Raw genomic sequence first — 16952 nt, forward strand, 5'->3', positions numbered from 1 at the left:
TTTCTTGTCTGGCCGGCGTGCCCTGCGATCGCGCCCCGTCCGGCAGGCGCAATTCTGGAGGGGTTGATACCAACGCAAAAGAAGAGATTTCAGCTGCCATCCATCTAAAATTTAGCTGGACAAGCTCTGGAGACGAACCATGGATCTGCGGCAGGTGCGCTACTTCCTGACGGTGGCGGAAAAGGGAAGCATCAGTGCCGCCGCCGCGGTGCTGCACGTGGCGCAGTCCGCGATCAGCCGGCAGATGCGCCTGCTCGAGGAAGACCTGGGCGGCCCCCTCTTCCACCGGAGCATCGCGGGGGTGCAACTCACCGACAGCGGCCTCATGTTCCTGGAACGCGCGCGCTTCATCCTGCGCGAGGTGGAGAGCACGACCCTGGACGTCTCCAACTTCAACCGCGGCATGCGCGGCTTTCATCGCGACGTGCGAGGCACGGTGCGGATGTCGTCGGCGCCGACGGTCGGGCAAGCGATCCACGGCCGCCTCGCGCTGGACTTCCGCCAGCGCTTTCCGCAGGTCCGGCTGGAGCTGACGGAGAGCCCCACCGACGACGCGCTGCATCGGCTGACCGCCGGCACCATCGAGCTCGCCATCGTGTCGAATCCCGGCAATCAGGAGCACATCCATTTCACGCCGCTCGCGCGGCAGGAAATCGCGGTCTTCTGTCTTCCGGGTTCGAAGCTGGCCGCGCGCCCGAGCGTGCATGCGCGCGAACTGCGCAAGCTGCCGATCATCATCTCCCTCGGCCTGCGGCACAGCCTGGAGACGGAGCATGGGGTGATGCAGCCGGTCATCCAGATCGACGGCAACGAAGGGGCCGCGCAACTCACGCGGGCCGACCTGGGCTTTGCCGTGCTGCCGAGATCGGTGGTGCGAACCTCCAGCATCTGGCAAGGCCTCGTGGCCGTGCCGGTGCGCGGCTTCTCGGTGGCCCGCATGCTCGCGGTGGCCAAAGGGCGGCCCGTCAGCCTGGCCGCGAAGGTCTTTCGCAGCGCCGTCGAGGAGCAGATGGCGCTGTGCGTCGGCGAAGGGCTCTTCCTGCCGCCCTGAAGTCGTGCTTCAGTGCCCGGACCCGACGCCGATCGTGTCGAGCCGCGCCACCGCCTCGGCCGGCAGCTTCAGCCCGGCCGCCGCAAGGTTCTCCCGCAGATGCCCCAGCGACGAAGTCCCCGGAATCAGCAGCAGGTTCGGCGAGCGCTGCAGCAGCCAGGCCAGCGCCACCTGCATCGGCGTCGCGCCTAGTTCGCCCGCCACCTCCGACAGCACCCCCGACTGCAGCGGCGTGAAGCCCCCGAGCGGGAAGAAGGGCACATAGGCGATGCCCTCGCGCGCCAGCTTCTCGACCAGCGCGTCATCGCCGCGGTTCGCGAGGTTGTACATGTTCTGCACGCCGACGATCGGCACGATGCGCTGGCCGTCGTCGACCTGCTTCGCGGTCACGTTGCTCAGGCCGATGTGGCGGATCAGGCCCTGCTCGCGCAACTCGGCGAGCGCAGTCAGCGGCGCCTCGAGCGAGCCTTCGGCCGGCCCGTGCACGCCCAGCATGCTGCGCATGTTGACGACATCGAGCACGTCGAGGCCGAGGTTGCGCAGGTTGTCGTGCACCGCCTGGCGCAGGTCGGCCGGCGAGGCCGCGAGGTTCCACGAGGCATCGGCCCCGCGCGTGGCACCCACCTTGGTGACGATGGTCAGGTCGTCGCGGTACGGGTGCAGCGCCTCGCGGATGATCTGGTTGGTGACGTGCGGGCCGTAGAAATCGCTGGTGTCGATGTGGTTCACGCCGGCCTCGATCGCGGCGCGCAGCACCGCGACGGCGGCGGCGCGGTCCTTCGGCGGGCCGTAGACGCCGGGGCCGGCGAGCTGCATGGCGCCGTAGCCGAGGCGCTTCACGTCGCGGCTGCCGAGGCGGAAGGTGGAGATGGTGTCGAGCGGGTTCATGGGCTTTCCTTTCAGGTTGAGGCTGAATGTAGGCACCGCGGCGGCGTACGATAAGCCGGCTCAATGCGCACGGGTCGTGCGGAAAAACGAACAATCGAAAGACAGGCGATGACGGAACAGCTCGGCGATCTGGCGGTCTTCGTGGCGGTGGCGCGCGCGGGCGGCTTTCGCGAGGCGGCGCGGCTGCAGAGCGTGAGCGCCTCCAGCCTCAGCGCGGCGGTGCGTCGGCTCGAAACGCGGCTGGGCGTGCGCCTGCTGCATCGCAGCACCCGCAGCGTGGTGCCCACCGAGGCCGGCGCGCGGCTGCTCGACCGGCTCGGGCCCGCACTCGGCGAGGTCGAGGCCGCGCTCGACGTGGTCAACGGCTTTCGCGACAAGCCCGCGGGCACCTTGCGGCTCAACGTTCCCGCGAGCGCGTCGCGGCTGGTGCTGCCGGCGATCGTGCCGCCCTTTCTCGCGGCCTATCCCGAGATCCTGCTCGAGGTGGTGGTCGAGGAGAGCTTCGTCGACGTGCTGGCCGCGGGCTGCGATGCCGGCATCCGCTACGAGGAACGGCTCGAACAGGACGTGATCGCGATCCCGATCGGCCCGCGCCGCCAGCGCATGGCGACCGCGGCCGCGCCGGCCTACCTCGCGGCGCACGGCCGCCCCATGCATCCGCGCGACCTGCTGCAGCACGCCTGCCTGCGCGGGCGCTTCGCGAGCGGCGCGATGGCGGGCTGGGAATTCGAACGCGAAGGCGAGGTGGTGACGGTGGACGTCGACGGGCCGTTGATCGTGCGCCTGGGCGGCGGTGTCGAGCTCGCGGTCGACACGGCGGTGGCCGGCATCGGCGTGATCCACCTGTTCGAGGAATGGCTGCGGCCGCAATTGACGAGCGGCGCGCTGGTGCCCGTGCTCGAGGACTGGTGGCAACCCTTCACCGGGCCCTTTCTCTACTACCAGGGGCGCGAGCGGCTGCCGGCGCCGCTGCGCGCCTTCGTGGATTTCGTGCAGTCGCGGCGCGGCTGAGACGGCGCTTCAGGCGCCTGCCTGCGCCAGCGGCAGCGCCGCGCCGCCTTTGAGCTCCTCGAGGCACACGCTCGAACGCACCATGCTCACGCCGGGCAGCGCCGAGAGCTTCTCGGTCAGGAAGGTGCTGAGCGCCTCGAGGTCGCGCGCGATCACCTTGAGCACGTAGTCGACGTCGCCCGTCACCGAGTGGCATTCGAGCACGTCGGGCAGTTGCGTCACGGCCTGGCGAAAGCGCTTGAAGTCGCGCACGTGGCCGCGCTCCATCGCGATCTGGACGAAGGCCATCACGCGCAGGCCCACGGCCGCGGGCCGCAGCCGTGCCTCGTAGCGCGCGATCACGCCCTCTTCCTCGAGCCGGTGATGCCGGCGGCTGCATTGCGCGGGCGAGAGCCCGACCGCGGCCGCGAGCTCGAGATTGGAGATGCGGCCATGGCCCTGCAGCACCTCGAGCATGCGGGTGTCCATCGAGTCCAGCGGTACGGGTTGCAAGATGTTCTCCTGTTTGATGGGAATGGCGAAAGGACTTCTCTTCTTCGAGGGTGTTCCCCAGGCGCGATGAAAACCCATTGCGCGAGCCGGGCGAAAGAATCGTTGCGAGCTCGACCCAGGGGCGAGAGCAGGCGAGACATCTTCTCTCGATAGGCAACGAATGCGCAACTGCATTGCATCGCCATTCGCGAACGCCCCGGGTCAGCCATTCGATCCATCCGCACCGAGCTTCGATCAGGAGAACCCATGAAGCGCATCCCCGAACCGTTCCGCATCAAGACCATCGAGCGCATCGCGATGACCACGCGCGCGCACCGCGAGCAGGCACTGCTCGAAGCGGGGCTCAACCCCTTCCTGCTGCGCAGCGACGACGTCTTCATCGACCTGCTGACCGACAGCGGCAGCGGCGCGATGAGCGACCGCCAGTGGGCCGCGATGATGGCGGCCGACGAGGCCTATGCCGGCAGCCGCAGCTACTACCGGCTCGCCGACACCATCGAGAAGGTCTTCGGCCATCGCCACACGGTGCCCGCGCACCAGGGCCGCGGGGCCGAGCAGCTGCTCTACCCCGAGCTCGTGAAGCGCCGCGGCGCGAAGCAGCCGGTGTTCCTGTCGAACTTCCACTTCGACACCACCAAGCTTCACATCGAACTGGCCGGCGCACGCGCGCTCAACGCACTGACGAAGGAGGCACTGGACACCGCCACCTACCACGACTGGAAAGGCAACTTCGACCTCGAAGAACTCGCGCGGCTGATCGAGACCCATGGCGCGGCCAACGTGGTGGCGCTGGTGGCCACCGTGACCTGCAACACCAGCGGCGGCCAGCCGGTCGCGCTGGCCAACCTGCGCGCGGCCTCGCAACTCGCGCGCGAGGCCGGCATCCCGGTGGTGATCGACGCCACGCGCTTCGCGGAGAACGCCTGGTTCATCCGCGAACGCGAGGCCGGCCAGGCGCGGCGCGACGTGCCCGGCATCGTGCGCGACATGATGGCCTGCGCCGACATCGCGGTGATGTCGTCGAAGAAGGACGGGCTGGTCAACATCGGCGGCTTCTGCAGCTTCCGCGACGACCAGGACCTGTTTCGCGCCGTGCAGGAACGCTGCGTGGTCAGCGAGGGCTTCATCACCTACGGCGGCCTCGCGGGCCGCGACATGGAGGCGCTCGCGGTCGGCCTCGAGGAGGCCATGGATGCCGATTACCTGCGCTACCGCGTCGGCCAGGTCGCCTACCTCGGCGAGCGGCTGCGCGCGCAGGGCATCCCGATCCAGCACCCGACCGGCGGGCACGCCGTGTTCGTCGACGCGGCCGCGCTGCTGCCGCACCTGCCGGCCGAAAGCTTTCCCGCGCATGCGCTCGCCTGCGAGCTGTACCTGGAAGCGGGCGTGCGCGCGGTGGAGATCGGCTCGCTGCTGCTCGGGCGCGATCCGGCCACCGGGTTGCAGGAGAAGGCACCACTCGAATCGATGCGGCTCACGATCCCGCGGCGCGTCTACACCAACGACCACATGGACTACGTGGCCGACGCGCTGGCCGAGGTGGCGCGGCGCGCCACGCGCATCCGCGGCATGGCCTTCACCTACGAGCCGGCGCTGCTGCGCAACTTCACGGCGCGTTTTCGCTGGGCCGGAGACTGACGCGGCCCGCGTTCAGGCGATCGGCGGGTAACTGCCCGTACCCTCGGGCCAGGGCGTAAGCACCTCGAAGCCGTCCTCGGTCACCGCGACCATGTGCTCCCACTGCGCCGACAGCGAATGGTCGCGCGTGACCACGGTCCAGCCGTCGGGCAGCTCGCGGGTCTCGCGGCGGCCCGCATTGATCATCGGCTCGATGGTGAAGACCATGCCCGGCGCGAGCCGCAGGCCTTCGCCGGGCCGGCCGTAGTGCAGCACCTGCGGATCGTCGTGGTAGATCTGCCCGATGCCGTGGCCGCAGTACTCGCGCACCACGCTGAAACGCTCGCGGTGCGCCACGCTCTGGATCGCATGGCCCACGTCGCCCAGCGTCGCGCCCGGGCGCACGGCCAGGATGCCGGCGCGCATCGCCTCGTAGGTGGTCTCGACCAGCCGGCGCGCGAGCGGGCTCGGCTCGTCGACGAAGTACATGCGACTGCAGTCGCCGAACCAGCCGTCCTTGATCACGGCCACGTCGATGTTGACGATGTCGCCCTTCTTCAGCGTCTTCTGCGCCGAGGGAATGCCGTGGCAGACCACGTGGTTGACGGAGGTGCACACGGTCTTCGGGAAGCCCTTGTAGCCCACGTTGGCCGGGATCGCGCGCTGCACGTTGACGATGTGGTCGTGGCAGAGGCGGTCGAGCTCATCGGTGGTGACGCCGGGCTTCACGTAGGCCCCGATCATCTGCAGCACCTCGGCCGCCAGGTGCCCGGCCTTGCGCGACAGCGCGATCTGCTCGGGCGTCTTCAGCGGCACGGCCATGTTCATTGCACGACCTTCGCCGCCCGCCCCGCCGCGCGGCCCGATGGCCGCGGCGCATGCGGCTCGCTCGGCGCGCAGGCCATCGCGAGGTCGAGCCCGCCGGCCATCTCGGCGCGCACCAGCAGCTGGCACAGCTCGCGGTGATCGAGGTCGGGATGCAGCTCGGCCAACATGCCGATGCGCATCCAGTGCTCGGCCTGCGCGTTGATGGAGCGGCTCAGCGCGTTGCCTGCGACGCGCAGGTTCTCGTGCATGAGGTCGGAGATCTTGACGATGCCCATGGTTTTTCTTCTATATGAAACGTATACGAATCATATAGCAAGTGTCGCAGCAAGCCTTGCACGGTCACGAAGTCCTTGGGTTCAAGGCGCGTCGCGACCCCGGGCCGCGACGAATGCGTGGATCGCTCGCCTACAATTTTTGAAACAGGAGGATTCGATGGCAGGAGAAGACCCGAAGATCGTCAAGCGAATGACCGGACTGGTAGCCACTGGCGCGTTACCTGGCGCGGCGGTGGGATTTCTGGGCGACCTCCTGACGCCGCGCGGTGGCTGGATTGCCGTTGGCCTCCTCGGCATCGTCGCGGTGACGGTTGCCATCTACCTGATCGCCTCGCTGTGGGGTCGCGAGGAATCGGCGCCCGCCCCCTGGTGGCACCGCCTTTCGAACAAGGACTCGGAACTCAACTGGATCTGGTCGGGCCCGAATCCCTTTCTAGCGCACGGGGTGCACGTCGTGATGCTGTTCGCGCTCAGTTGTCTCTTCTTCAGCGCCAAGTCCTTTGCCAGCGCCGACGAAGGCGGCATCCTCGCCAAGAACGTGACGGCGATCGCCGTCGCACAAAAGCAATTGGGTATTTCTCAATCGATGCTGGACGAGCAGAAGAAGACCACGACGATCCTCTCCTCCATCAACGAGAAGACCGCTACCTTGAAGCGCGAAACCAGCGACGACCCACGCAAGGAACTTTCCAACTCGGGCGTGCAATGGGACCATGGCCGTCTCTATCAATCGCTGCGTGAAGGCGACGCCCGGGTGGTCTCGCTCTTTCTGCAGGGCGGCATGCGATTGACCTCGAGCGACGTGGCGATGGCTTTCGAGCGCTCGCCGCCGGAAGTCCACAGCGCGATCGCTGAATACCGGCAGCTCTTCAACACGGCCGATTGCAAGAGCGCGTTCGCGGCGATCGGTGCCAATGCGACGCTCTCGGCAACGCCCTCCGCCATCAAGATGGTGCGAACCCTGTGCGGCAACCCCGATGCCAAGGCCCAGGTGCAGGTCGAGGTGGAACGATGGCAGGCCTCGCATGCCCGACAGGTGGCAGCCTATCGCAAGGAAGAGGCTGCACGCCAAAGCCCGGCCGATTGCGTGAAGCACGAGATGCGCAACGGTGGCCGCACCCTGGCAGACGAGGGGGCCGGCTTCAACCCCTTGAGCGCGACGACATACACCACCCGCCAGGAAATGCTGGCCAATATCAATGCCGCCGCGATAGTGGGCCTGACATCCGACAAGCTGGAGGCCATCGTCCGCGCCTATTGCGACAAGCAGGCCACGGCCAAGCCGAACATCGACATCGACGATCAGCAGGTGCGCCGCTGGAAAGCCGTGGCGGACTGGATTTCGTAGGCCCCGCTTCTCTGCCAGCCCGCCTCCTGACCCGAGGCCTTCAACGCCGCTGCGATCGCCGCCGCCCCCTCAAAGCCCCGCCGCCGCCGCCGGCTTCATGCGCCGCAGATGCGCCAGCATCTCCTCGCGCACCACCCCCGTCACATGGCTGCGCTTGCCGTTCTCGAGCATGCCGAGCCGCCGCGCCACGGGCCGGCCCGGCAGGTGCAGCACGCACAGCGCGGGGTCGCTCTCCCAGTCGAAGTTCTTCAGCAGCGGCGCCATGGTGAAGCCCACGTTCTTGCGCACCAGCTCCGCGATGGCCAGCAGCGAGTTGAGTTCGAGGAACTCCTTCGGCACGTACTGCAGCCGCCGCAGGATCTTGTCGATGCGCGCGCCGGTCGGCGTGCGGCGGTCGAAGCGGATGAAGGGATGGTTCGCGAACAGGCTCGCGATCGGCGTCTCGGCCGAGGCGATGCCCGAGTTGGCGATGACGGTCAGCGCCTCGTCGTAGCAGGGCGTCCACAGCAGGCCCGGCGCCTCGGGCCACTGGCGCTCGACCACCACGGCCGCGTCGAGCTCGCCGCTGATCACGTCCTGCATCAGCTGCGTCTGCTCGCGCACGCGCAGCTCCACCTCGAGGTTCGGATGCAGCGACTTCAACACCGCCAGCGTGCTCGACAGCAGCCCCATCGCCGAGATCAGCGAACCGAGCTTGATGGTGCCGGCGATCTGGCGCTGGTCCTGCAGGTCGCGCCGCATCGACTCGTACTGCGCGAGCAGCTCCTCGGCGCGCGGTAGCAGCAGGTGGCCGGCCGGGCTCAGCGCCATGGTGCGGCCGGTCTTGTCGAACAGCGACTTCTTCATCTCGGCCTCGAGCGCGCGCATCTGCTGGCCGACAGCCGCCTGCGTCAGCGCGACCTGGTCGGCCGCGGCCGCGAACGAGCCGCCGCGGGCCGCGGCGACGAAGGTGCGCAGGAAACGGATGGTGCTCATGGGACCGGGACGATAAACAAATCCTTTATTAACTCTAAACGATTTTTAAATTTATTTTTTCCTGTGCCTGCCAAACAATGCGGGCCATCGCCACCGCCGCGCCGTTCACTACCGCCTTCGCGCGGCAGGCCGATGACAAACCAACGCCATGACCACCCCTGAATACTTTCCCCTCGTCGATGTTTCCGGCACGCCGCATGCGCGCGGCGTGCAGCACGGCCGCGCGGTGCCCGAGCGCGTGGCCGGCGGCATCGCGCTCTATCGCGCCCAATTGGGCCGCCGCGGCCTGGACGACGCCACCATCCGCCAGCTCGCGCAGTCGATGCTGCCGGTGATCGCGGCCTACGACGCGAGCTACCTCGAGGAGATGCGCGGCATCGCCGAAGGCGCGGGCGTCGCGCTCGAGGACGTGGTGATGATCAACTGCCGCACCGAGATGCTGTTCGGCTATGCCGACATGAAGCAGGCCACGGCGCCGGCCATCGACGCCGCATCGAGCGAGGACGGCGACTGCACCGGCCTCGTGGTGCTGCCCGCGCGCTCGGCCAGCGGCCGCCTGATGCATGCCCACAACTGGGACTGGCGCCAGGAATGCGTCGACACCGGCATCGTGCTGCGCATCCGCGCGGAGAACGGTCCCGACATGCTGACCTTCACCGAGGCCGGCGCGCTCGCGCGCCACGGCTTCAACAGCCATGGCGTGTCGCTGACCGGCAATTCGCTGACCTGCGACGAGGACTTCCGCAAGGGCCCGGGCGTGCCGCTGGTGCTGCTGCGCCGCCGCGTGCTCGAAGCCGCCAACCTGGCGCAGGCGATGAAGACCATCTGGGCCTCGAAGCGCTACTGCGCCAACAACATGATCCTCGCGCAGGCCAGCGGCAACGATGGCTCGGGCATCAGCCTCGAGACCTCGCCCGGCGAGATCTTCTGGACCCTGCCCGAGAACGACCTGCTGGTGCATGCCAACCACTGGATGTCGCCCGCGGCCACGCTGAAGCTGCGCGACCCCGGCCTGCCGCAGCGCCCCGACAGCATCTACCGCCAGCACCGCGTGGAGAACGCGCTGCGCCGCGTCGAGAGCCGCATCGACTGGAGCGACGTCAAGGCCGCGCTGGCCGACGAATTCGGCAAGCCCGACGGCGTGCTGCGCACGCCCAAGCCCGCGGACTTCAGCAGCATCTCGGCCACCGTGGCCACCACCCTGATGGACGCGGCCAACCGCGTGATGTGGGTGGCGCGCAAGCCCTACGAGGCACGCCACTTCCGCGAATACACGCTGTAGTCCTTTCCCATCGTTCCACCATTCCCATGACCGACACCACCGAAGCCCCCGCCGCCCTCGCCGAGCGGCGCGCCCGTACCCTCTACGACCTGGGCCCGAGCACCATCTACGCCGCGCGCAGCGACCCGCGCTTCTCCTACTGCACCTACGTGCCCGAGCACGTGGGCCAGCCCGGCACGCGGCCGATGCAGCTGGTGGTGGTGGTGCACGGCACCGGCCGCGCCTTCGTCAACTACCGCGAGGCCTTCAGCGGCTTCGCGAAATGGAACGACTGCATCGTGCTGTGCCCGCTGTTCCCGGCCGGCGTGCGCGGCGACGGCAACCGCGACGGCTTCAAGCACCTGATCGAGGCCGACATCCGCTACGACCAGGTGCTGCTCGACATGGTGGCCGAGGTGGGCGAGAAGTTCGGCTGCGACTTCGGCCGCTTCGCGCTGTTCGGCTATTCGGGCGGCGGCCAGTTCGTCAACCGCTTCGCGATGCTGCACCCCGAGCGCCTGTGGGCCGTGTCGATCGGCGCGCCGGGCTCGGTCACGCTGATCGATCCCGAGCAGGGCTGGTGGGTCGGCACCAAAGACTTCGAAACCCGCTTCGGCAAGCCCATGGACCTCGAGGCGCTGCGCCGCCTGCCGGTGCACATGATCGCGGGCAAGGCCGACATCGAGACCTGGGAGATCACGCACAAGCCCGGCGGCAAGTTCTTCATGCCGGGCGCCAACGATGCCGGCCGCACGCGGCCCGAGCGGCTCGAGACGCTGCGCCGCTCCTTCGAGGCGGCCGGCGTGAAGGTGGCCTTCGAGCTGCTCGACAACGTGCCGCACAACGGGCTGGCCTGCGTGGGCCATGTGCAGGACTTCTTCGCCAAGGCCCTGCAAGAACTGCGCGCCGCGCCGTCGCCGGCCTGACCCCACCCACCACGAGGAAGAAGGCCCATGTTCCGTTTCGCAGCGGCCCGCATCGCGATGGCCGTCCCCACCCTGCTGATCGTGGCGGTGTCGGTGTTCGTCCTGATCCGGCTGATTCCCGGCGACCCCGCGCAGCTGCTGCTCGGCGACCTCGCCACGCCCGCGAGCCTGGCCGACCTGCGCGCGCGGCTCGGCCTCGACCGCTCGCTGCCGGCGCAGTTCGGCATCTGGTTCGGCCATGTGCTGCAGGGCGACCTCGGCACCTCGATCAACAGCGGGCAGGACGTGCTCTCGCTGGTGGCCGAGCGCTTCCTGATCAGCGGCCGCATCGTGCTGGTGGCGGTGGCGCTGGCCGCGCTGGTGGCGGTGCCGGCCGGCATGGTCGCCGCGTGGAAACAGAACCGCGCGCCCGACCTGCTGCTGGTCGGCTCGGCCACCTTGCTGGTGTCGATCCCGACCTTCTGGCTCGGCCTGCTGTTGCTGCTGCTGTTCGGACTCAAGCTGGGCTGGCTGCCGGTGGTGGGCTACGTGGGCATCGCCGAGGACTGGAAGAACGGCCTGCTGTACCTGGTGCTGCCGATCCTCACGCTGTTCCTGCACGAGATCGGCGTGCTCATGCGCATGGCCCGCGCCAGCACACTCGAGGTGCTGCGCCTGGACTACATCACGCATGCGCGCGCCAAGGGCCTGTCGGAACGCGCGGTGCTGATGCGCCATGCCTTCAAGAACGCCTTCGGCCCGACCTGGACCCTGATCGGCCTGGTGCTGGGCAACCTGCTCGGCGGCATCGCGGTGGTCGAAACCGTGTTCACCATCCCGGGCCTGGGCCGGCTGCTGGTCGACGCGATCTTCGCGCGCGACTACCCGGTGATCCAGGGCTGCCTGCTGTTCGTGGCGGTGATCTACGTGGTGGTCAACCTCGTGATCGATCTCTGCTATCCCCTGTTCGACCCCCGCGTCGCCGTCGAATAGGCACGAAGATGACCCGCAACAAACGCATACCTCTCAACGCCCTGGTCGGCATCGTCATCGTCGGCCTGGTCGTGGCTGCCGCGCTCCTGAGCCTGGTGTGGACGCCGCACGATCCGCTGCGCATCAACTTCGGCTCGCGGCTCAAGCTGCCCGGCGCACGCTACCTGCTGGGCACCGACGAGTTCGGCCGCGACGAGCTCTCGCGCCTGATGGCCGGCGCCGCCACCAGCGTCTGGATAGCAGTGCTCACGGTGGGCTTCTCGATCGTGGTGGGCAGCATCGTGGGCGTGCTCACGGGCTTCCTGCGCGGCTGGACCGACCGCATCGTGATGGCCTTCAACAACGCGCTGCTGGCCTTCCCGGGCCTGCTGCTGGCGCTGGGCCTGCTCGCGGTGGTGGGCGCCAACCAGTACGGCATCGTGCTCGCGCTCGGGCTGGCCTATACGCCCTCGGTGACGCGCATCGTGCGCGGCACGGTGCTGTCGCTGCGCGAGAAGGAGTTCATCGAATCCTCGCGCGTGCTCGGCAACTCCGAGCTCTACACCATGGTGCGCCACGTGCTGCCCAACTGCACCGCACCGCTCACGGTGCTGGCCACCTCGATGTTCGGCTGGGTGATCCTGGCCGAGAGCGCGCTCTCGTTCCTCGGCCTGGGCGTGCCGCCGCCGGCGCCGACCTGGGGCAACATGCTCGCCTCGGCGCGGCCTTTCATGGCGCAGGCCAGCCACCTCTCGATTCTTCCAGGCCTGTGCATCGCGCTGACGCTGCTGGGCATCAACCTGCTGGGCGACGCGGTGCGCGACTGGCTCGATCCGCGCATGAAGGGCGTGCAATGACTTCCACTCCTACCACCGGCGCGCTGGTCAGCGTCGAAGGCCTCACGCTCGCCGTCGGCCCCGGCGGCCGCGAGATCGTGCGCGACGTGAGCTTCGACATCGCGCCCGGCGAGATGGTCGGCATCGTCGGCGAATCGGGCAGCGGCAAGACGCAGGCCGCGCGCGCCCTGATGGGCCTCACGCCGCCGCCGCTGGTGCGCACCGCGGGCCGCATCCTGTTCGAGGGCGAGGACCTCGCGCTCGCCAGGCCGGCGCGGCTGCGCGAGCTGCGCGGCGCGCGCGTGGGCATGGTGTTCCAGGAGCCGATGACCTCGCTCAATCCGTCGATGACCATCGGCCGCCAGCTCGAGGAAGCGCTCGCGCTGCACCGTCGCGAGCTGTCGCCCACCGCGCGGCGCACGCGCGTCCTCGACATGCTCGCGCGCGTCGGCATCCGCGATCCGCAGGGCGCGCTCGCGGCCTGGCCGCACGAGTTCTCGGGCGGCATGCGCCAGCGCATGATGCTGGCCTCGGTGATGCTGCTGGAACCCGCGCTGCTGATCGCCGACGAGCCGACCACCGCGCTCGACGCCGTGGTGCAGCGCGACGTGCTCGAGCTGATGGTGGGCCTCACGCGCGAGCACCGCACCGCCGTGCTGATGATCAGCCACGACCTGCCGATGGTGGCGCGCTTCACGCAGCGCATGGTGGTGATGCGGCATGGCGAGGTGAAGGAAACCGGCCGCACCGAGGACCTGCTCGAGCAGCCGAAGCACCCCTACACGCGCGAGCTGCTGCAGGCCATGCCGCGCCGGCTGCCCGCGCGCGCGGTGGCCGACGAGCCGCCGGTGGTCGAGGTGCGCAACCTCGTCATCGACTACCCCGGCCGGCGCCGGCTGTTCGCCAAGACCGCGCCGAAGCGCGCGCTGCACGGCATCGACCTCGTGGTGCGTCCGCGCGAGGTGGTCGCGGTGGTCGGCGGCTCGGGCTCGGGCAAGACCACGCTGGGCCGCGCCATCGCCGGACTGCTCAAGCCCGGCGGCGGCGAGATCCTGTTCCGCGGCCGCCCGATCGCGCGCTCCGACCCCGGCTGGGCCGACTACCGGCTGCAGTGCCAGATGGTGTTCCAGGACCCCTACGCCTCGCTCGATCCGCGCATGACCATCGGCCAGCTGGTCGGCGAGGGGCTGCGGCTGGTGCCCGGCATGTCGACGGCCGACAAGGCGAAGCGCGTGGCCGAGGTGCTCGACGAGGTCGGCCTCGGCACCGCCTACGCGCCGCGCTATGCGCACCAGCTCTCGGGCGGCCAGCGCCAGCGCGTGGCGATCGCGCGCGCACTGGTGCGCCGGCCCGCCTTCGTGATCGCCGACGAGCCGGTGTCGGCGCTCGACGTCACCGTGCGCGCCCAGGTGCTCGAGCTGTTCGCCGAACTGCAGAAGCGCCACGGCTTCTCGTGCCTGTTCATCAGCCACGACCTCGGCGTGGTCGAGCAGGTGGCCGACCGCGTGGTCGTGATGCAGGACGGCCGCATCGTCGAGCAGGGCACGCGCGACACCGTGTTCGACGCGCCGCGGCAGGACTACACGCGCCGGCTGCTGTCCGCCATTCCGGCGCTCGAGCCCACCGAGGCCGGCGGCGTGCGGCTGCGCTGGCGCTTCGGCGCCGAGAGCGCCTTCGCCTGAAGTTCTTTTTCCTTTCCGATCGCAGGAGTCCTCCATGCCCCGTCCCTTCTTCCGACTCGCAGCCCTCGCCGGCGCCGGCCTCGCCTGCGGCGCGGCGCTGGCCCAGACCACGGTGACGGTCGCCCAGCCGGCCGACATCCGTTCGACCAACCCGGGCGTGAACCGCGACAACACCACCGACGGCATCGTGCTCAACATGGTCGAGGGCCTGGTCGGCTACCGGCAGGACGGCAGCGTCGGCCCGCTGCTCGCGCAGTCGGTCGAGGTGTCGCCCGACGGCCTGACCTACACCTTCAAGTTGCGCCGTGGCGTGAAGTTCCACAACGACGCGCCGCTGACCTCGGCCGACGTGGCCTGGAGCTGGAAGCGCTACATGGAGCCGAAGACGGACTGGCGCTGCCTCAGCGAATACGACGGCCGCAACGGCCTCAAGGTGGTCGAGACCGCGACGCCCGACGACGCCACCTTCACGATGAAGATCAACCGGCCCTCGGCCGTGTTCCTCGATTCGTTGGCGCGCTCCGACTGCGGCATGACGGCGATCCTTCACAAGAGCTCGGTCAAGGCCGACGGCAGCTGGGACAGGCCCGTGGGCACCGGCCCCTTCAAGTTCGGCGAGTGGAAGCGCGGCGAGTACGTCACGGTCACGGCCTTCAAGGGCTACACCTCGCCGCCGGGCGCGACCAGGGTCGACGGCTACGTGGGCCTGAAGGCGCCGCTGGTCGACACGGTGCGCTTCCTGGTCGTGCCCGACGCGGCCACGGCCGCGGCGGGCCTGAAGTCGGGCGCCATCGATGCGGCCCAGATCACCTCGAGCGACGCGCAGGAACTCAAGACCGACCGCAACCTCGTCGTGCAGGCGCCGACCGAGGCCACCAAGAACGCGCTGCTGATCCAGACCCGCGACCCGCTGCTCAAGAACCAGAAGCTGCGTCAGGCCATCGCGGCCTCGCTCGACATGGAGCAGATCGTGGCGGCCGCCTCCGAGGGCCTGGGCACGGTCAACAACGCCGCCATCCACAAGACCTCGGCCTTCTACGGCCCGGTGCAGAAGAAGGGCTACCACTACGACCCGGCATTGGCCGCGAAGCTGCTGCGCGAGGCTGGCTACAAGAACGAGAAGATCGTCATCCAGACCAACAAGCGCGCCCATGTGCCGAGCTACACGGTGGCGGTGCTGGCGCAGGCCATGATGCAGTCGGTGGGCATCAACGCGCAGATCGAGGTGCTCGAATGGGCCACGCAGCTCGACCGCTACAACAGCGGCAACTACCAGATGAGCTCGTTCACCTATTCGTCGCGGCTCGACCCGGCGCTGAGCTACGAGCAGTTCTCGGGCCCGAAGGACAAGCAGTCGCGCAAGGTCTGGGAAGACCCGCAGGCGCTGAAGCTGCTCGACGACAGCTTCGCCGAATCGGACCCGAAGAAGCGCCAGGCCCTGTTCGACCAGATCCACGCGCTGATGATCCAGCAGGTGCCGATGATCATGCTGTTCAACGGCATCGACGCCTGGGGCGTGCGCAAGCGCCTGAGCGGCTTCTCGGTGTGGGAAGGCAAGCCCCGGCTGTGGGGCGTGTCGGCGGCCGCGAAGGCCTCGTGAGAGGCCGCCGCGCCGCCATGCTCAGTCCTGCAGGCAGAGGTACTTGAGCTCGAGGTAGTCCTCGATCCCGTGCCGCGAACCCTCGCGGCCCAGGCCCGACTGCTTCACGCCGCCGAAGGGCGCGACCTCGTTCGAGATCAGGCCGGTGTTGATGCCGACCATGCCGGTCTCGAGCTGTTCGCCCACGCGCCAGAGGCGGCGGCGGTCCTCGGTGAACAGGTAGGCGGCGAGGCCGAACTCCGAATCGTTGGCCATCGCGATGACCTCCTCCTCGGTCTCGAAGCGGAACAGCGGCGCCAGCGGCCCGAAGGTCTCCTCGCGCGCCACGCGCATGGCCTGCGTCACGCCGGTCAGCACGGTGGGCTCGAAGAAGCTGCCGCCCAGCGCATGCGGCTTGCCGCCGATGCGCAGCTCGGCGCCCTGCGTGAGCGCGTCGTCGATGTGCTGGCGCACCTTGGCGACCGCGCGGCCATCGATCAGCGGGCCTTGCGTGATGCCGGCCTCGAGGCCGTTTCCCACGCGCATCGCCTCGACCGCGGCCACCAGCCGCGACGCCACGGCGTCGTAGATACCGGCCTGCACGTAGATGCGGTTGGCGCAGACGCAGGTCTGGCCCGCGTTGCGGAATTTGGAGGCCACGATGCCCTCGATCGCGCGGTCGAGATCGGCGTCGTCGAACACGACCAGCGGCGCGTTGCCGCCGAGCTCGAGCGAGAGCTTCTTGATGGTCGGCGCGCACTGCTGCGCGAGCACGCGGCCCACGCCGGTGGAGCCGGTGAAGCTGAGCTTGCGCACGGTCGGGCTCTCGCACAGCGCGGCACCGATCTCGGGCGCGTTGCCGGCCACGATTTGCAGCACGCCGGGCGGCAGGCCGGCCTCGAGCCCCAGCACGCCGAGCGCGAAGGCGCTCAGCGGCGTGAGCTCGGCCGGCTTCACGACGATGGTGCAGCCCGCGGCCAGCGCGGGGCCGACCTTGCGCGTGATCATCGCGGCCGGGAAGTTCCACGGCGTGATCGCGGCGCACACGCCGATCGGCTGCTTGAGCACCACGATGCGCTGGCCCGCGCGCTGCGGCTGCAGCACCTCGCCGTCCACGCGCTTGGCCTCCTCGGCGAACCATTCGATGAACGAGGCAGCGTAGGCGATCTCGCCGCGCGCCTCGGCCAGCGGCTTGCCCTGCTCGAGCGTCATCAGCCGGCCCAGGTCGTCCT

General features: G+C 69.1%; 16 protein-coding genes. 10 read left to right on the top strand and 6 right to left on the bottom strand.

What is annotated here, in order from left to right:
• Window positions 1-139 precede the first annotated feature (139 nt).
• A complete protein-coding gene (locus tag AC27VN_RS01820) occupies window positions 140-1051 on the top strand; it encodes a LysR family transcriptional regulator (RefSeq protein ID WP_203206678.1) in 912 nt (303 codons plus the stop codon).
• A gap of 9 nt (window positions 1052-1060) precedes the next feature.
• On the opposite strand, the gene AC27VN_RS01825 is transcribed toward AC27VN_RS01820, so the two are convergent.
• The gene (locus AC27VN_RS01825) at window positions 1061-1939 is read right to left on the bottom strand and encodes an aldo/keto reductase family oxidoreductase (RefSeq protein WP_490875415.1); all 879 of its coding nucleotides are present in this window, start codon (window positions 1937-1939) and stop codon (window positions 1061-1063) included.
• A 108-nt stretch (window positions 1940-2047) separates the two neighbouring features.
• Here AC27VN_RS01825 and AC27VN_RS01830 point away from each other — a divergent pair, with 108 nt between their 5' ends.
• Window positions 2048-2950 (top strand): LysR substrate-binding domain-containing protein, encoded by a 903-nt coding sequence (locus tag AC27VN_RS01830; protein WP_490875416.1) that lies wholly within the window; start codon window positions 2048-2050, stop codon window positions 2948-2950.
• Between the two features lie 9 nt (window positions 2951-2959).
• Here AC27VN_RS01830 and AC27VN_RS01835 read toward each other — a convergent pair whose 3' ends face one another.
• On the bottom strand, window positions 2960-3442 hold the full coding sequence (locus AC27VN_RS01835; RefSeq protein WP_490875417.1) for an Lrp/AsnC family transcriptional regulator: 483 nt from the start codon (window positions 3440-3442) through the stop codon (window positions 2960-2962).
• A 246-nt stretch (window positions 3443-3688) separates the two neighbouring features.
• Here AC27VN_RS01835 and AC27VN_RS01840 point away from each other — a divergent pair, with 246 nt between their 5' ends.
• Entirely contained in the window at window positions 3689-5080 is a 1392-nt protein-coding gene (locus AC27VN_RS01840; protein WP_490875418.1) for a tryptophanase, read from the top strand.
• A gap of 12 nt (window positions 5081-5092) precedes the next feature.
• On the opposite strand, the gene map is transcribed toward AC27VN_RS01840, so the two are convergent.
• Both map and AC27VN_RS01850 read right to left on the bottom strand, forming a co-directional pair.
• Window positions 5093-5887 (bottom strand): type I methionyl aminopeptidase, encoded by a 795-nt coding sequence (map, locus tag AC27VN_RS01845; protein ID WP_490875419.1) that lies wholly within the window; start codon window positions 5885-5887, stop codon window positions 5093-5095.
• Window positions 5884-6162, bottom strand: a complete 279-nt coding sequence (locus AC27VN_RS01850; RefSeq protein WP_490875420.1) for a ParD-like family protein — start codon at window positions 6160-6162, stop codon at window positions 5884-5886. Before AC27VN_RS01850 ends, map begins: the two co-directional genes overlap by 4 nt.
• A 157-nt stretch (window positions 6163-6319) precedes the next feature.
• On the opposite strand from AC27VN_RS01850, the gene AC27VN_RS01855 reads away from it, so the two are divergent.
• The gene (locus AC27VN_RS01855; RefSeq protein WP_490875421.1) at window positions 6320-7510 is read left to right on the top strand and encodes a DUF8607 domain-containing protein; all 1191 of its coding nucleotides are present in this window, start codon (window positions 6320-6322) and stop codon (window positions 7508-7510) included.
• Between the two features lie 69 nt (window positions 7511-7579).
• Here AC27VN_RS01855 and AC27VN_RS01860 read toward each other — a convergent pair whose 3' ends face one another.
• Complete coding sequence (locus tag AC27VN_RS01860; RefSeq protein WP_490875422.1) at window positions 7580-8485, bottom strand: LysR substrate-binding domain-containing protein; 906 nt, start codon at window positions 8483-8485, stop codon at window positions 7580-7582.
• Between the two features lie 148 nt (window positions 8486-8633).
• Here AC27VN_RS01860 and AC27VN_RS01865 point away from each other — a divergent pair, with 148 nt between their 5' ends.
• The 6 genes from AC27VN_RS01865 to AC27VN_RS01890 are packed head-to-tail and all read left to right on the top strand — an operon-like array spanning window position 8634 to window position 15741.
• Window positions 8634-9767, top strand: a complete 1134-nt coding sequence (locus tag AC27VN_RS01865) for a C45 family autoproteolytic acyltransferase/hydrolase (protein WP_490875423.1) — start codon at window positions 8634-8636, stop codon at window positions 9765-9767.
• Window positions 9768-9793: 26 nt separating this feature from the next.
• Complete coding sequence (locus AC27VN_RS01870) at window positions 9794-10672, top strand: hydrolase (protein ID WP_208507552.1); 879 nt, start codon at window positions 9794-9796, stop codon at window positions 10670-10672.
• 27 nt (window positions 10673-10699) lie between these two features.
• Window positions 10700-11644 carry an ABC transporter permease gene (locus tag AC27VN_RS01875; protein ID WP_093346492.1) on the top strand — a complete coding sequence of 315 codons (945 nt, stop codon included), beginning with the start codon at window positions 10700-10702 and terminating at the stop codon, window positions 11642-11644.
• 8 nt (window positions 11645-11652) lie between these two features.
• Entirely contained in the window at window positions 11653-12480 is an 828-nt protein-coding gene (locus AC27VN_RS01880) for an ABC transporter permease (protein WP_490875424.1), read from the top strand.
• Window positions 12477-14141: an ABC transporter ATP-binding protein gene (locus AC27VN_RS01885; RefSeq protein WP_490875425.1), complete on the top strand. Its 1665-nt coding sequence runs from the start codon at window positions 12477-12479 to the stop codon at window positions 14139-14141. The genes AC27VN_RS01880 and AC27VN_RS01885 overlap by 4 nt, the downstream gene beginning before the upstream one ends.
• 34 nt (window positions 14142-14175) lie before the next feature.
• Window positions 14176-15741 carry an ABC transporter substrate-binding protein gene (locus AC27VN_RS01890; RefSeq protein ID WP_490875426.1) on the top strand — a complete coding sequence of 522 codons (1566 nt, stop codon included), beginning with the start codon at window positions 14176-14178 and terminating at the stop codon, window positions 15739-15741.
• 21 nt (window positions 15742-15762) lie between these two features.
• On the opposite strand, the gene AC27VN_RS01895 is transcribed toward AC27VN_RS01890, so the two are convergent.
• Window positions 15763-16952 (bottom strand): NAD-dependent succinate-semialdehyde dehydrogenase (locus AC27VN_RS01895; RefSeq protein WP_490875427.1); only part of this gene is annotated, 1190 nt, incomplete at its 5' end.

This window comes from Variovorax sp. 20P10.2.4 (assembly GCF_058244205.1).

Bases quoted from the DNA above. Each gene is read 5' to 3' on its own strand.
- AC27VN_RS01875 (WP_093346492.1), top strand. From the start codon at position 10,700: ATGTTCCGTTTCGCAGCGGCCCGCATCGCGATGGCCGTCCCCACCCTG.
- AC27VN_RS01820 (WP_203206678.1), top strand. From the start codon at position 140: ATGGATCTGCGGCAGGTGCGCTACTTCCTGACGGTGGCGGAAAAGGGA.
- AC27VN_RS01870 (WP_208507552.1), top strand. From the start codon at position 9,794: ATGACCGACACCACCGAAGCCCCCGCCGCCCTCGCCGAGCGGCGCGCC.
- AC27VN_RS01885 (WP_490875425.1), top strand. From the start codon at position 12,477: ATGACTTCCACTCCTACCACCGGCGCGCTGGTCAGCGTCGAAGGCCTC.
- AC27VN_RS01860 (WP_490875422.1), bottom strand. From the start codon at position 8,485: ATGAGCACCATCCGTTTCCTGCGCACCTTCGTCGCCGCGGCCCGCGGC.
- AC27VN_RS01890 (WP_490875426.1), top strand. From the start codon at position 14,176: ATGCCCCGTCCCTTCTTCCGACTCGCAGCCCTCGCCGGCGCCGGCCTC.
- AC27VN_RS01855 (WP_490875421.1), top strand. From the start codon at position 6,320: ATGGCAGGAGAAGACCCGAAGATCGTCAAGCGAATGACCGGACTGGTA.
- AC27VN_RS01825 (WP_490875415.1), bottom strand. From the start codon at position 1,939: ATGAACCCGCTCGACACCATCTCCACCTTCCGCCTCGGCAGCCGCGAC.
- AC27VN_RS01880 (WP_490875424.1), top strand. From the start codon at position 11,653: ATGACCCGCAACAAACGCATACCTCTCAACGCCCTGGTCGGCATCGTC.
- AC27VN_RS01830 (WP_490875416.1), top strand. From the start codon at position 2,048: ATGACGGAACAGCTCGGCGATCTGGCGGTCTTCGTGGCGGTGGCGCGC.
- map (WP_490875419.1), bottom strand. From the start codon at position 5,887: ATGAACATGGCCGTGCCGCTGAAGACGCCCGAGCAGATCGCGCTGTCG.
- AC27VN_RS01840 (WP_490875418.1), top strand. From the start codon at position 3,689: ATGAAGCGCATCCCCGAACCGTTCCGCATCAAGACCATCGAGCGCATC.
- AC27VN_RS01865 (WP_490875423.1), top strand. From the start codon at position 8,634: ATGACCACCCCTGAATACTTTCCCCTCGTCGATGTTTCCGGCACGCCG.
- AC27VN_RS01850 (WP_490875420.1), bottom strand. From the start codon at position 6,162: ATGGGCATCGTCAAGATCTCCGACCTCATGCACGAGAACCTGCGCGTC.